This window comes from Kerstersia sp. (genome assembly GCF_052103615.1).
In the GTDB taxonomy this organism is placed as follows: Bacteria; Pseudomonadota; Gammaproteobacteria; order Burkholderiales; family Burkholderiaceae_B; genus Kerstersia.
The window spans coordinates 27,408-42,342 of the sequence record NZ_JBQEKA010000014.1 but is presented as its reverse complement, the minus strand read 5'-3'; the positions used below and the strand labels follow the sequence as shown (position 1 = coordinate 42,342).

At 61.0% G+C, this 14,935-nt stretch carries 12 protein-coding genes; 7 read left to right on the top strand and 5 right to left on the bottom strand.

The window, feature by feature from the left end; genetic code table 11:
• Positions 1 to 15: 15 nt before the first annotated feature.
• Positions 16 to 2,202 carry a TonB-dependent receptor gene (locus tag ACTJGZ_RS05705; RefSeq protein ID WP_441661975.1) on the bottom strand — a complete coding sequence of 729 codons (2,187 nt, stop codon included), beginning with the start codon at positions 2,200 to 2,202 and terminating at the stop codon, positions 16 to 18.
• A gap of 271 nt (positions 2,203 to 2,473) precedes the next feature.
• Here ACTJGZ_RS05705 and ACTJGZ_RS05700 point away from each other — a divergent pair, with 271 nt between their 5' ends.
• Complete coding sequence (locus ACTJGZ_RS05700) at positions 2,474 to 3,190, top strand: Crp/Fnr family transcriptional regulator (RefSeq protein ID WP_441661974.1); 717 nt, start codon at positions 2,474 to 2,476, stop codon at positions 3,188 to 3,190.
• Positions 3,191 to 3,216: 26 nt separating this feature from the next.
• Positions 3,217 to 3,774, top strand: coding sequence for a menaquinone-dependent protoporphyrinogen IX dehydrogenase (gene hemG / locus ACTJGZ_RS05695; RefSeq protein WP_441661973.1), 558 nt, complete (start codon positions 3,217 to 3,219; stop codon positions 3,772 to 3,774).
• A gap of 33 nt (positions 3,775 to 3,807) precedes the next feature.
• On the opposite strand, the gene ACTJGZ_RS05690 is transcribed toward hemG, so the two are convergent.
• Positions 3,808 to 5,121 carry a pyridoxal phosphate-dependent aminotransferase gene (locus ACTJGZ_RS05690; protein ID WP_441661972.1) on the bottom strand — a complete coding sequence of 438 codons (1,314 nt, stop codon included), beginning with the start codon at positions 5,119 to 5,121 and terminating at the stop codon, positions 3,808 to 3,810.
• Positions 5,122 to 5,686: 565 nt separating this feature from the next.
• On the opposite strand from ACTJGZ_RS05690, the gene ACTJGZ_RS05685 reads away from it, so the two are divergent.
• Positions 5,687 to 6,892: a benzoate/H(+) symporter BenE family transporter gene (locus ACTJGZ_RS05685; RefSeq protein ID WP_441661971.1), complete on the top strand. Its 1,206-nt coding sequence runs from the start codon at positions 5,687 to 5,689 to the stop codon at positions 6,890 to 6,892.
• 2 nt (positions 6,893 to 6,894) lie between these two features.
• On the opposite strand, the gene pdxR is transcribed toward ACTJGZ_RS05685, so the two are convergent.
• The 3 genes from pdxR to ACTJGZ_RS05670 all read right to left on the bottom strand — a co-directional run bounded on the left by pdxR (position 6,895) and on the right by ACTJGZ_RS05670 (position 9,937).
• A complete protein-coding gene (gene pdxR / locus ACTJGZ_RS05680) occupies positions 6,895 to 8,394 on the bottom strand; it encodes a MocR-like pyridoxine biosynthesis transcription factor PdxR (protein ID WP_441661970.1) in 1,500 nt (499 codons plus the stop codon).
• A 72-nt stretch (positions 8,395 to 8,466) separates the two neighbouring features.
• A complete protein-coding gene (locus ACTJGZ_RS05675; protein WP_441661969.1) occupies positions 8,467 to 9,018 on the bottom strand; it encodes a GNAT family N-acetyltransferase in 552 nt (183 codons plus the stop codon).
• A 70-nt stretch (positions 9,019 to 9,088) separates the two neighbouring features.
• A complete protein-coding gene (locus ACTJGZ_RS05670) occupies positions 9,089 to 9,937 on the bottom strand; it encodes a siderophore-interacting protein (protein WP_441661968.1) in 849 nt (282 codons plus the stop codon).
• 134 nt (positions 9,938 to 10,071) lie between these two features.
• Between ACTJGZ_RS05670 and ACTJGZ_RS05665 the strand changes: the two genes are divergently transcribed.
• The 4 genes from ACTJGZ_RS05665 (at position 10,072) to ACTJGZ_RS05650 (ending at position 14,933) form a co-directional block, all read left to right on the top strand.
• Positions 10,072 to 10,683, top strand: a complete 612-nt coding sequence (locus ACTJGZ_RS05665; protein ID WP_441661967.1) for a TetR/AcrR family transcriptional regulator — start codon at positions 10,072 to 10,074, stop codon at positions 10,681 to 10,683.
• 274 nt (positions 10,684 to 10,957) lie between these two features.
• Complete coding sequence (locus tag ACTJGZ_RS05660; protein ID WP_441661966.1) at positions 10,958 to 11,524, top strand: fimbrial protein; 567 nt, start codon at positions 10,958 to 10,960, stop codon at positions 11,522 to 11,524.
• A gap of 82 nt (positions 11,525 to 11,606) precedes the next feature.
• Positions 11,607 to 12,419 (top strand): fimbrial biogenesis chaperone, encoded by an 813-nt coding sequence (locus ACTJGZ_RS05655; protein WP_441661965.1) that lies wholly within the window; start codon positions 11,607 to 11,609, stop codon positions 12,417 to 12,419.
• A 9-nt stretch (positions 12,420 to 12,428) separates the two neighbouring features.
• Positions 12,429 to 14,933, top strand: coding sequence for a fimbria/pilus outer membrane usher protein (locus ACTJGZ_RS05650; protein ID WP_441661964.1), 2,505 nt, complete (start codon positions 12,429 to 12,431; stop codon positions 14,931 to 14,933).
• The last annotated feature ends 2 nt before the right edge of the window (positions 14,934 to 14,935 follow it).

Below are 14,935 nucleotides of genomic sequence, written 5' to 3'. Positions count from 1 at the left end.
TGCCTATCATGGCGGTCAGAAGCTGGTACGCAGCGTCAGGTTGAAACTGCGCCCCGGCGACACCAGCGGATTGAGCGCGGACATGGGGCGGTTCACCACGGAACTGGTGCTGGCCGAACGGTATTCCCTGTCAAACAGGTTGGTGATGCCAAACACCAGCTGGGTATTGCGCGCCGGGCTGATACCCAGGCGATCCAGCTGCAGCTGCGCATACAGATTCACCAGCGCGTAACCGGCAGTGCGGTGCTCGCTGGCTTCATCCCAGCGGTTCTGGCCCTTGGCATACTGCACTTCGCCCGTCACGGCCCAAGCATCATTGGCACCCACATATTGCACGCCCGCCGTGCCGCTCCAGGGCGCCAGACCGGCCAAGGGAACATCGGTGCGCCGGTTGGTGCCATGCACATAGGCAACGCTGCCATGCAAGTTCACCTGCGGGTCAATTTGCCATTTCCCTGCCAGCTCGAATCCCTTGATGCGCGCCTTGCCGACGTTGCGCGTCTGATTGGCAAGCGAACCCTCATAAGTGGTCTGCACGGTTTCCAGGAAATTGCGGTAGCGCGCATCAAAGGCCGCCACATCCACAAAAGCCTTGGCCATATGCAGGCGCATGCCGATTTCCGCCGTGTTCGAATACTCAGGCTTCAGGCCGGGATTGGGAATGGTGTAGGTATCCGTATTGGCATTCCAGCCCGAACTGAACATCTGCGAGTGCCACGGCATACGGAAACCCGAGCCGTAGCTGGCCGTCAACTCCACCGCATCCGTCAGGAAATAAGACGTGCCCACGCTGCCCGTCCAGGCATGCGTGCTGCTGTTCTTGGCATCTTCAAACAGCGGGCGCAGGGCTTCGTTTTCCAGGAATGCGATTTCCACATCCGAACGGTAGTAATCGAAACGCCCGCCCGCATTCAGGGTCCAGCCCGGACGGGCCTCCCAATTTCCCAGCAGGAACATGCCGACATTGCTCTGCGTCATGGAGCGGCCCGTCAGCTGATACCCGGTATCCGTCGATGTACCCGCCGCGACGTTCGTCACCTCCACGCGGGTCTTGTTGCCCAGCCAGCGGTCATGGGCAAAATCCACGCCGAAAGCCGCATCCATGCCGTAGGCATTCTTGGGGGTTTCAAACGTGATGTGGCCGCCGAAAATATTCGGCCCGCGCACATTGCTGGTCTGGGTGCGTATCGTATTGCCGTTGTTGCTCACCGTGGTGGCAGGCAGTTTGGATTCGAAGAAATTCAGGTACAGGCTGGCGTCCATGCGGCTGAACAGCCAGTCTTCATAGCTGCCTTCATAGCCCAGGCGCAACTGATGAATGCTGAGCGGATCACGGCGGCTCCAGGCGGTCTCCGTCGTGCTGGCATTGGATGTGCCGTCACGGATTTCACCGTAGCGGTAGCCGAACTCGTAACGCTCCTTGGCATTGGGCATATAGCCTGCGACAAAACCGCCGCCTGCGGTTTTATAGTGGCTGTTGTCGATATCGCCCGCAGGTGTTTTGTAATCCTGGGCGCGGCGGCCCGTCACATAGGCCATGAAGTCAAAATTGTTGCCCGCGGCTTCCAGGCTGACGCTGCCCTGCAGGCCATTGCCATTGGAACGGTAGCCGACTTCCGCCTGGCCGCCTTGCAGCGTGAAGGTATCGCCCAGCGTGCCCTTGGGCTTGCGCGTCACGAAGTTCACCATGCCCGACAAACCATCACTGCCATAGCGGATGGAGGCAGGCCCGCGGATCACTTCCACCCGTTCCAGCTCCATCGGCCCGACCATCATGAACTGGAAGGCAGGACGGCCGCGGAAACGATCGCCATTGATGAACATGGGCACGCGGAAACCGCTGCTATTCATACCGCGCAGCACAATGGTGCCATCCAGGCTGCCCGTGCGGGAAATCGTCACGCCCGGCACGCGCTCCAGCACATCCAGCGTATTCATGGCGCTGACCATATCGAGTTCATCGCGGGTGACGACGGACGTATGCTGGGATGCCAGGGTTTCCAGCGTCACGCTGTCCGGCTCGCTACCGATGGCCCGCACCCTGGATTCGCTGCGGCGCAACTTCTGCCAATTCGGATCGCCCGCATCGCCTTGCACGGTCACGGCTTCCAGCGTGCTGACCTGCGCCTGCGCGGCAGGCCAATAAATTGCCGCGCCGGCTGCTATCGCCGCGCACAGCGCTTCACGCAGCGGGGTTTTCATCGGTATCTGTATCATGGTCGTTCTTGAATACTGAAAAATCGGGCGCGCACGGCTCCGCCATCCAGGCGTGCGGCCGGACCCGAAGCGGCGGGGTTGCCCCCGCATGCGCTCGTGCCCGGCAGTCTGCCTGCCACCGGAACGGTTTGCGGTATTTCCTGGGGAAGAATGCGCACACATGACCTGGCCAAGCCATCTATGAGTCATTCCAGTCGTAAAATCACAAATAAGAATCAATGCTTTTAATGTTAACCAATACGACCCGATTTCTGAAATGACGTTTGTCAAGTGCCAGACTGCCTCGGCAGCGACCGAAGCACATCTGCGCCAACACCCCTGGTTCCGCTCACTGGATGCCGATACCTTCCGTGAACTGATCAGCCGCTGCCGGGATATTTCCTTCCAGGCTGGCCAGGAAATCTTCCATCACGGCGCGCCCTGCACCGAATGCCTGCTGGTCTGCGAAGGCCAGTTGCAGGGGCTGCGCTATACCCAGGAAGGCGAAGAAAAAATCTTCGGCCATATCGTGCCTGGCGCTTTTATCGGCCTGCACTCGCTCTTTGCCGATCCCCCCTTGCACTGGCACACCATACGCGCCGAAACCCCAGGCCGCGGCTGCCTGCTGAGCGCGGCTGCCTTGCGTCAGGCCAGCCTGGCTGCGCCCGCCCTGGGCATGCATATCATCGAACATGGCGCGCGCCTGCTGCGCCATCACACCGAACAGATCGACTGGCTGACCTCCAGCACGGCGGAACAGCGCCTGGCCGACTACATTCTGCGCTTCGGCAAACCGCAAAGCGGCGACGCGCGGATTCAGTTGCCGCTCTCCTGGGCGCAAATCGCAACCAAACTGGGCATGCGCCCGGAAACCCTCAGCCGGCTGCTGGCCAAATGGCGGCGCCAGGGATTCATCCGCAGCCAGCGGGCATCGCTGTATGTCCTGGACAGCAATGCCTTGCGCGAAATCGTGCGCACCGACCGCGTCATCTGAGCCTCGTCATCCCGGCGCGTCTAGGGATGCGGTACATTGCCGCCATGGAACGCATCGCCATTTTCTATTCGACCGTCGATGGTCATACGCGCACGATCTGCGCCCGCCTGCAGGCTGCCATGGAGGTAGCCGGGCATGAGGTCACGCTGGTTTCGCTGGATCAGCCTGAGGACCCGGCTTTCGGCCGCCTGCAGGCCTTCGATAGATTGCTGATCGGCGCCAGCATCCGCTACGGCAAGCATCGCCCGGCGGTATTCCGCTTTATCGCTCAGCACCGGGCGCTGCTGGACAGCAAGCCTTCGGCATTTTTCACGGTCAATCTGGTAGCGCGCAAGCCGGGTAAGGACACCCCCGAAGGCAGCCCCTACCTGCGCAAATTTACCGAGCAATCGGGCTGGCAGCCCAAGCTGGCGGGCGTCTTCGCCGGGCGGCTGGATTATGCCAGCTACGGCCCGCTGGACCGCAGCATGATCCGCTTCATCATGTGGCTGACCAAAGGCCCGACCTCGGCCAGCGCCCCGGTGGTCTTCACCGATTGGAATAGCGTGGACGCGTTCGGCCAGCGCTTCCTGTCACTGCCCTAAATCCGGCCCCGGCTGGGGCCGGGGCCATCCTCGTCAGGCTTCTGCCTGCGCCGCCGCCGTGGCGGCCGCGGCGCTTTTCTTCTTGCCTGCGGGCGCTGCCGTCCCGCCTTGCAGCGCCTTCTGCTGGGCGGTGCGGGCGCGGTATTTGGCGAGGAAATCGGCAATACGCGTGATGGCTTCTTTCAGATCCGGTTCATGCGGCAGGAACACCATGCGGAAATGATCCGGGCTGGGCCAATTGAAGCCCGTTCCCTGCACCAGCATAACCCGTGTGGCCTCCAGCAGCTCCAGGAAGAACTGGCGGTCATCCTGAATCGGATAGATGTCCGGATCCAGGCGCGGGAACATATACAGCGCGGCCTGCGGCTTGACGCAGCTGACGCCCGGAATGGCCGTCAGCATTTCATAGGCCAGATCACGCTGGCGGCGCAGGCGGCCGCCTTCGCAAACCAGATCATTGATGCTCTGATATCCGCCCAGCGCAGTTTGAATCGCCCACTGCCCCGGCACGTTGGAGCACAAGCGCATATTGGCCAGCATGTTCAGGCCTTCGATGTAGTCGCGGGCATTCTGCTTGTCCCCGGACACCACCATCCAGCCCGCGCGGTAACCGCAGGCGCGATAGCTCTTGGACAAGGAATTGAACGTCAGCGTCAGCACATCGGTGGACAAGCTGGCCAGCGCCGTATGCGTGTTGTCGTCATACAGCACCTTGTCGTACACCTCATCGGCCAGAATCACCAGGCCATGTTCGCGCGCCAGATCCACCAAAGCCCGCAGGATGTGGTCCGGGTACAGCACCCCTGTCGGATTGTTCGGATTGATGATGACGAGGCCCTTGGTACGCGGCGTGATCTTGCTGCGGATATCGTCGAGATCCGGAATCCAGCCCTGGCTTTCATCACAGAGATAATGCACCGGCGTGCCGCCCGACAGGCTGGTCACGGCTGTCCACAAGGGGTAATCCGGCGCAGGCAGCAACAACTCATCGCCATCATCCAGCAAGGCGTTGGTTGCCATGGCGATCAGATCGGATGCGCCATTGCCCAGGTAAACATCTTCCAGCGTCACGCCTTTGATCCCCTGCTGCTGGGTGTAGTGCATGACGGCCTTGCGGGCGGCGAAAATCCCCTTGCTATCCGAATAGCCCGCCGAATTGGGCAGATTGCGGATCATGTCCTGCTGCACTTCTTCAGGCGCATCGAAACCGAACACGGCCAGGTTGCCGATATTCAGCTTGATGATTTTCTGCCCTTCATCTTCCATCTGCCGGGCTCGCTCCATGATGGGTCCGCGGATGTCATAGAGAACGTGAGCAAGCTTGTGGGATTTGGTGATCGGTTTCATGGTTGCGGCGCATCAGGGAGTTCACAGCCGCCCCGGACAGCGCACGGCGGACAATGCCATGCGGCGGGAACGGGCGGAATAAAACAGAAACGGACAGGCCCTGCCAGGCTGGCACGGACAAGTCAGCCATGGCGGCTGGCAACACCGGCACCACGGCTGAACGGCCTGTATTCAACTAAGTATATGCCCAGTCTGGCGCTGTGAGCGCGCCAATCTGCTTAGGGTGTCCGCCGTCCGCCACGTTCCGGCGCCAGGCCGCGCCAGCGCCCCCGGCCATGGCCGGGCCAGGCGCGCCTGGCGGTCTTCCAGGAAAAATAAAGCACCGCAGCAATCGCCAGAAAAGCGGACTGGAAAATGCCTTGAATGTGGTACGGAAACCCAGTCCATTAGCCCCCTAGAATGCAGCTTCCTCCCAAGGCTGAGCAGCGATCCGCGCAAACCCCGGCGCAGGCTGGCCCGCGGATTCCCCCCTGTTGCCGGGTTCCGGCCGCAACCGGGGCAGCCTTGGGGGAACCCCGCCGGCCCGTGCCGGCGCATCCTTCTTGACCGCCTCTGGGGCTACCCAATGAATACACTGCCTGAACGCCTCCGTCCCGCCGATTTCTTCCCTTTGTGTGTCGCCGCACTGGTTTCCGTCCTGGTGAATTACGGCGGCACCTTCGTGCTGGTGTTTCAGGCTGCCGGCCTGGCCGGCCTGAGCCCTGCGCAGACCGCCTCCTGGGTCTGGGCGGTCTCCATTGGCGTGGGCGTCACGGGTATCCTGCTGAGCTGGCGCTACCGGGAACCCATCATTACCGCCTGGTCCACACCGGGCGCCGCCTTTCTTGCGACGGTCATGCCCTTCACCCCCTATGGCGAAGTCATAGGCGCCTATATGCTGTCGGCACTGGGTTTCATTCTGCTGGGCCTGTCCGGCGCCTTTGAAAAACTGGTGCGCATGATACCTGCCGGTATTGCCGCCGGACTGCTGGCCGGCATTCTGCTGCAATTTGGCGTGAATGCCTTTGGCGGCGCCAGTGCCGAACCCCTGCTGGTCATTACTATGGTGGTTGCCTATGCCGTGCTCAAGCGCTACACCTCGCGCTTTGCCGTCGTCGGCATCCTCGTCATCGGCATGGCCATGCTGGTCGTCCAGCAACGGGTGGATTTCTCCGCGATCCACCTGAGCCTGGCGGCTCCGGTCTTCGAAATGCCGCAGTTTTCGCTGCATGCCCTGCTGGGCGTCGCGCTGCCCTTGTTCATCATTACCCTGACCGGCCAATATATGCCCGGCATGCTGGTACTGCGCAATGACGGCTTCAAAACCAGCGCCAACCCCATCCTCAGCGTGACCGGCCTGGGCTCCTTGCTGATGGCCCCCTTCGGCGCCCACGCCTTCAACGTTGCCGCCATTACGGCCGCCATTTGCACCGGCCCCGACGCGCACCCTGACCCGCGCAAGCGCTATGTCGCTGGCCTGGCCTGCGGCGTGTTCTATATCCTGGTTGGCACTTTTGGCGTCACCCTGGCCACGCTGTTCATGATTCTGCCCAAGGCGTTCATCACCACGCTGGCGGGTCTGGCCTTGCTGGGCACCATAGGCGGCAGCCTGGCCCATGCCATGGCCGATGCCCGGACACGCGAAACCGCGCTGATTACCTTCCTGGCAACCGCTGCCAATATCACGCTGCTGGGCGTAGGCGGCGCATTCTGGGGATTGCTGGCCGGGCTGGGCGCCCACGCCCTGATACACGGGCGCCTGCGCCCGCGCACCGCCGGCGCGGCAAGCTGAGCTCAGCGCTGGGCCAGCACCTGCGCCAGCCGCCGCATGGCTTCGCGGATTTCATTGTCGGTCAATGAGGCGTAGCCCAGCAGCCAGCCCTGCCGGGGCGGCTGGCCGCGAAACAGGCGGCTCAGCCCTGGCAGGCGGATACCTGCTTCGGCCGCGCGCCGGATGGTATCGGCCTCCTGCCAGCCCGGCAACAGAAAACAGGGAATCTGCAAGCCGCCAGCCGGCCGGGCCGCCACGACAACATCACCGAGGTAACGGCCCAAGGCTTCCAGCATGACCTCGCGGCGCGCCGCATACAGCCTGCGCATGGCGCGCACATGCGAGTTGTAATGGCCGTCATCCATGAACCGCGCCAAAGTCAGCTGAAGGATCTGCGGCGTATGCCCATCCACGATGCTGCGCATATTCACAAAAGCGCTGACCAGGGCATCCGGCACCGCCATATAACCCAAACGCAGGCCGGGATACAGGGTCTTGCTGAAGGTGCCGACATAAATCGTGCGGCCGTGGCGATCCAGCCCCTGCACGCAGGCGGTCGGCAGGCCGTCGTAATGGAACTCGCTGTCGTAGTCATCCTCGATGATCCACTTGCCCTGTTCGGCAGCCCAATGAATCAAATCCAGCCTGCGTTCCAGCGGCAGAGTCGCCCCGGTCGGATATTGATGTGAAGGCGTCAGATAAACCCCATTGGCGCCGCTGGTATCCGCCCGCAGAAGATCCGTCCGTATGCCCTGCCCATCCACAGCGATGGGCACAACCCGCACCTGGGCAGCGGCAAATGCTTGGTAAGCGCCGAAATAACCCGGGTCTTCCATCAGGATGGCCTGCCCGGCATCGGCCAGCAATTGGGCGCACAGATACAGCGCTTGCCGGGTACTGCTCAATACAATGATTTGCGCAGGCGTAACCTTGGCCCCGCGTTCCAGATTCAGGTAGGCGGCAATCGCCTCGCGCAGCGGCTCTTCCCCTTGCGGGTCGCCATGCAAGAGCATACCGGTGCGATGTTCCCGCAAAGCCTGGCGCTGCAGGCGCTCCCAAACCAGGGTCGGGAAGCTGCGGGTTTCCGGCAAACCGGTTGCAAAAGCCTGAATCGCCCGCGTGTCCTGCACGCCCCCCTGCGCCAGCAGCATTTCCCCTCTGCGGCTCAGGCCGGCTACCGGCTGCGCCCCCATGGCCGCCCCAGCGGTGCGGCGCCCCCGGCGGGAAGCCGCGCCACGCAATTCTGCGCCCAGGGTTTCCGATACATAACTGCCCGAGCCCCCACGCCGAACAATAAAACCATCACGTTGCAGCTGCACATAGGCGTTCTCCACGGTTTCCCGCGACACGCCCAGCGACTCCGCCAGTGCCCGGGTAGCAGGCAACTTCAAGCCTGCCGGTATGGCTCCGTCGAGAATGAGATTGCGCAATGCCCGCTGCAAACGCAGATGCAAGGCCTGACGCTGAGGGTCTGGCCTGGAGAGCTGCATCTTCAACGTTTCCAGTTCGAAAGTCCGGATCATGGGCAGCACCTGTATGCGTCTAGTGTCTAGCGTCTTGGCGGCGCCACAGCGGCATTCCGCATGCGCAATGGCTCAAAGGAAATGGACCAGATGAATATCCTCCGGCTCCAGCGCATACAAATGGCGGTCCGGCCTGGGCGCCAGCCTGGCGCCTTTGGCCAAATAGAAATCCACTGTCCTGCGCGTGGACGTCGCGGAAATATACAGGCCTTCGCCGCCCAGCGCGCTGGCGTCTCTCAGGCAACGATCATACAAGGCCGACGCCAGGCCGCGCCCGCGCCAATAATGGCTGACATGCAAAAAGGCCATCTGCCGCAAGGCCGGCCAATCCGCAACTGGCGCGCTGTCCAGCACACTCGCGGCAATCAGGCATTCGCCATCGAAGACGCCTGTAAAAACACCCCCGCGCTCAAAACAGGCCAGCAGGCCAGGCGCCTGGCTTTCCGGTTCGCCTGCCGGCCAGCCTCGCGTGTCATAGAACTGCTGGCGCAAGACCAGCTCGCCATCCGTGACCGCATACACTTCGTCCACCTGCTCGCGCCGCTCTATCGTCCAGAGCAGCCCCAGTTCTGCCTGCGTCAAATGCCGCGTTACCGGCCCGCAGGCATGGCTGCCTTCCTTCATGATCGTGCTCCGTTGCCGCTGCATGCAAAGCCCGCCATGCTACCGAAATCCCCCGGCGCCGGACAGCCTGTTATGCGCCGACAGCCAGATCATCCACATCGGCCAGCGTTCCTCCTGCTGCCACGATGCGCTCGTAATTCCGCCGCCGCTGTTCATCGAGTTCGGTATTGCTGACGCCTCGGGTCCAATACCCGGCAATGGCAATCTCGCTCTTGCTCAGCCCCGCCGCGCTGAAATACTGGCGGATAGCGCGCATTTCATCGCGTTCGCCCGCGCCCCAGACCACATAGCGCTCAGGGCTGGGCAAGTCGCGCGCGTGACGCGCCAGCACGCCGCCGGCACCGACGCCCTGCTCATTGACCCTTTGCAAATCCAGCCCTGGCAACATCGGCAATTCCGCAAAGGCTGCCGCGTCCGGCGTCGCCACCCAGCCCACGCCATGCAAATCAGCCGGGCGCTGTTCCAACAAGGCATGCAGCGCCGGAATGGCCGTCGCATCCAGAAACAGCGCCACAGGACGGCCTGCTGCGGCCGGTATCTGGAGGTGCGGGCGCGGCCCGCTGAGCGCGAACTGGCTGCCGACACGCAAATCGGCCACCCAGCGCATCATTGGGCTGCTGTAGCCATGCACAACCACATCGAATACCAGCGTGCCGCTGCCAGCATCGAAGGTACGCACGGTATAGATCCGCGACGCATCCTCGTAATCACTGCCCAGACGCAAGCGGATGGCGACATTGGGCAAGGCCCAGTCCGGCCCGGGCGCCGCCTGCGCCAGACGGGCGCGCACGCGCACCAGCCCAGGCGTCGGGCGCGACAGCGCCTCTACCACAGCCGTTGTATGGATCAGGCCGCGGTCATGATCCGGGGTGCTGAGCATGCCGGACGCTGCCCCTGACCTCTGATTCGGTGCCATCATGGCGAGCTTCCTTTCGTTTATCCGTTAATTAGTTACACCATAATAAACTAATTAGCCGGAAAAATGAAAATGAAAATGTTTCTTGACCCGCTTACTATGGGCCAGCGCTTCACCCGACCTGCCCTGAGGTTCTCATGACCCGTGTTTCCGCTGCCCGCGGCCGTCCGCCCACGCTCACCCTGGCCCGCATCGCCCAGGCCGGTATCGAAATGACCTTACCGCGTCTGACATTTACCGGCGTCGCGGCGCAATTGGGCGTCAGCCATGTTGCACTGTACAAATATGTCGCCAACCGGGAGGCCCTCAGACAGGCTGTAGCCGATGCCATTTTCAATCAGTGGCAGATACCGGAACCCTGCGCGCAGCACTCCGCGACGCTGGCGGATTACCTCACTGCCTTTTCTTTATCGCTGCGCCGCCTTGTTGACGAGCACCCGGGCCTGTCGATCTATCTGACCCGCCGCCATCAGAAAACCCCCGCGATGCTGGCCCGCATTCACGCCCATCATGCGCAGATTTCCCGCGCTTATCAGATCCCAGCCGAAACTACCGGCTGGCTATTGTCAACCGTGGCCTACCACTGCATTGCCCTGGCGGACACGGTTTACTCCCCCCATACGCCAATGGCGGCAACAGCAAACGAAAAAAATGCCGGTTTAACCGACCCTATGGAACAGGAATTCGCGCAAAGCATGCAAGCCCTTATCATCGGCGCACTGAGCATGAGCGCGAACAGCACCGCATAACAGAATGCGTCCATTCGGTGAAACCATAATTAAAAACCGCATGCCGACTGGCTAAGCTTTCGGACGATTCCTAGCAAATCATCTAGATTTTTCCATAAAAATCCCAGCTCTATCCAGAAGTACTTAACGGAACCGCGCACAACTGCCAGCTATTCCAATATGCTGGAAACCGCAGTTAATGACTCATTGCTTGACAGCAAACTGCACTCTGGCCTGTTGTCCCAGGGCCGTTTTTCATTCTTGCCCACCTAACACCCAAACAGGGAGCATTACGATGAAATCCACCGTTCTGAATACGCTGGGCCTGGCAGCCTTCCTCGCAGCCAGCGGGGCGGCCCAGGCGCAAAATACAGTCGCAGGCACCATTTCGCTTTACGGCCGCATTTATTCCGATACCTGCGATGTCGTCATTAACGGCCAGCCGGGCAACAGCACTTCCGTTCCCATGGGGAATTATCCGGTCAGCGCTTTCAACAATACCACCGGCACTACCGTCGGCGGCAATGGCGTTAATGGGCAGATTGAACTTAGCCTGGCTAATTGCCCGCCGGGGCAAAAAGTCTTTCTGCAGCTCAATGCGAAGGAGGTCACCGATTATCCCGAAGCCATTGAGCTCGACAATGCCAACGCTTCCGATACGGCGAAGAATGTAGGTATCCATCTGTATGAAGGCGATTCCTCCACGCCTATGGTTCTGGGCCGCCGGCGCGACTACACCATTCCCCAGGGCAGCAGCGGCTCCTACGAGCTCTATTTCACCGCGAAATATGTCAGCACCAAATCGAATGTCGAGGCTGGCAAGGCAGACGCCACCGTCAACTACACACTGACATACCAATAACGGCCGCCACGCCGTTCTGACAGGCCTCTGTCCGCCTCCTGCCGTTTGGGGCAGACGCAAAGCCTGCCTGCAACGGCTTGCAGTGACATCATCTGATGGCCCTGCCGGATCTCGCTACCCAAGCGTGATCCGGCTGCGGGGTCGCGGTCAATTAGCAAAAAGGTACGCGTGTCCCATGATGCATGACAGCTCCATTGCCCTTTCCCGCCCCCGCCGGCACGCAAGCCTCAAATATTGGCTGGCCTGCATGGCCCTCTTTTTCCTGTGGCTGCCTCATGGCCAGGCGGCCTTTTCGCTGGAAGCCACGCGGCTTATCTACAATGAAAAGGAACGCGCCGCGCAGATCACCGCCAATAATTCCGGCAGCATCAATTACCTGGTGCAATCCTGGGTAGAAAACATCCAGGGCGAGCAAAGCAATGATTTCATCCCATTGCCGCCCATTTTCAAATTGAATGCTGGCGAAAAAAATGCGATCCAGGTCACCCGGCATGCCGAACTGCCCCCTGACCGGGAAACACTGTATTGGCTGAACGTTCAATTCATTCCCCCGTCGGACAAAGATGAAGTCAACGTCCTGCGCTACTCCCTCACGAATCGGATCAAGCTGATCTATCGTCCGCATGCCCTGAAAAATATTTTTCTGCCCGACGAAGTCAAGCGACTCCGGTTTTCGCGGGAGGGCCAGGAACTCGTGGTGGAGAATCCAACCGGCGTTTACGTCAATATCAACCAGATTCAAGCGGGCGGCACTCCGCTGCAAAGCCCGGGCTATTTCTCGCCTTTCAGCACCACCCGGCTTGCCCTCGAACCGGCAAACGCCCAGCCTGGCGCGATCGAGCTTGAATACATTACCGACTATGGCTCGACCCTGACTGAAACCTTTGGACAGTGATGGGCCACGATGAAGAAACTTTTCCAGACCCGGCTGGCCGGTCTGCTCGGCTTCGCTGCCTGCGTCCCCATCGCTGACGCCAGTGATTACTTCCACCCGGATCTGCTGCGCCTGGGCACTGGCCAGGCCGTATCCACCGATTACCTGGAAATTTTCTCCGATAGCGATATCCCGCCCGGCACCTATGAGGTGACGCTGCTGGTCAATAACAAGCCGGCCCAGACCCGCGAAGTCACTTTCCTGCTGCGCAATGGCGATACGCGTAAAAAACGGCTATTTCCCTGCCTGCAGCCCGAGGATCTGACCAGCCTGGGCATCGTCCTGCCCGCCACCCCCATGGTGAGCCTGGATAACCGGGAATGCCTGGATCTTGAAGCGCTGGACTATCTCAGCTATCACTTCGACTGGAAGGCGCGTGCGCTGAGCCTGTCCGCGCCGCAATCCTATTTCAGCGAAACGCTGCTGCGGCGCGCCCAGGAAAAACTCTGGAGCGAAGGCATCCCCAACTTCTCCATGAACTATGCGCTCAATGCCTTCAAAAACAGCGGAGAAAGCAGCAACTACTATGCGAACCTGAGGCCAGGCTTCAACCTGGGCCCATGGCGCTACCGGAACTACTCCACCTGGAGCAAACGCGGCGGCATCCGCCACTGGAACACCATCAGCAACACCGTGTCGCGCGATCTGATCGCGCTGCGCAGCGAACTGAGCCTGGGTGACAGCTACACCTCGGCGGCGCTGTTCGATGCTTACAAATTCCGGGGCGCCAAGCTCCAGAGCAACAACCTGATGACGCCGGACAATCAGCGCAGCTATGTGCCGGCCATCACCGGGCTGGTCAGCTCCGATGCGCAGATTACCGTCACGCAGAATGGCAATGTGGTGTACCAGAATACCGTGCCTGCCGGCCCCTTCAACATCACGGACTATTACCCAGCCAGCTATGGCGGCGATCTGGACGTGTCCATCCAGGAGGCCGATGGCTCGGTCCGCAATTTCATCGTGCCATTCGCCACCGTGCCTATCCTGGAAAAGAAAGGGCACTTCAAATATGCCGTCATGTCGGGGAAATACCTCGGCGAGAGCACGCTGGACGCCACACAATACGTCAGCCAGGTCGAGCTTATCTACGGCGTGAGCGAATACCAGACGCTTTATGGCGGTGTGCAGGCCACCCAGAAATACAAGGCCGCCATGCTGGGCCTGGGCAGCAACCTGGGCATGCTGGGGGCCGTCGCTGCCGACCTGACCCTGGCCAGCTCGGATCTCCAGCAACTGGGCCGGCACAGCGGACGCGCCGTCCGGTTCAACTATGCCAAAGGCTTCACCAGCACCGGGACTTCGATTTCCATTACCAATCGCTATTACCTGGACGAAAACTACCGCACCCTGCGCGATGCCATTCATCAGTATCAGGATGAAGGACGCGAACGCAACCACCTGAACCTGTCGGTCACCCAGCCCTTGCCGGGCCGCCTGGGGTCGCTCAGTATGAACACTTCGTACTACCGCTTCCGCGACCAGAGCCACACCCGCTCCTACAACATCGGCTACCAGGGGTCATACAACGGCATTGCCTATGCCCTGTTCTATCAAAAATTCCAGAACAGCAACCGCCGCTACTTCAACAACGTCAACGATTTCAACGACTACGGCGACGTCGGCGCGCTCAATTCCAGCCAGATCTCGTTCAATATCAGCATTCCGCTATCCCGCAGCGACAGCGCGCTCTGGACCAACTACTCCGTCAGCCGGACCAACGACAACGCCGTGAACCAGACACTGCACATCAACGGCAATGCTGCCGATAACCGGGTCGCCTGGGGTGCCTATCAGGGGCATGGCAACAAGGGCGTTTCCAACTATGGCGGCGTGAATGCGCTGTACCGCAGCAGCGTCGGCGACATCAACGCCGCCTATTCTTATGCCAGCCACGGGGCGAACAATCTCAGCTACGGCATGAGCGGCGCCGTCACCGTCACGGAATATGGCCCGGTGCTGTCGCAGCAGCTGCATGGCTCCAATGCCCTGATCGTGGCGCCCGACGCCGACGGCGTGCGCATCAAGAACGACCCTCACAGCACCACGGATGGCGCCGGGATGGCCATCGTCTCGGGCTTGTCACTGTACCGGAACAACACCATCACCCTGGATACAGCCACTTTGCCCGAAAACGTCGAACTGGACAGCACGGTCGTCACCAACCTGTTCCCGACCAACGGCGCCTTGCTGCTGTCGCGCTTCAAGACGCAAACAGGCTACAAAATCCTGTTCGTCATCAAGAATCAGGAGATCCCCAGCGGGGCGCAGGCCCGTCTTGAAGGCAGTGAGCAACGATTCACCGCCAGCAACTTCAATCAGCTCTACGCCATTGCCCCGCAACCATCAGGCAGCCTCACCATCAGCTGGTCCGGGCCGCAAAACAGCGGTCATGCCTGCCGCATTGACTTCGACCTGCAAGACCAGGCCGCCAGCAACGGGCTTTACCTGGTAGATGCTGAATGCGCGCGCTGAAA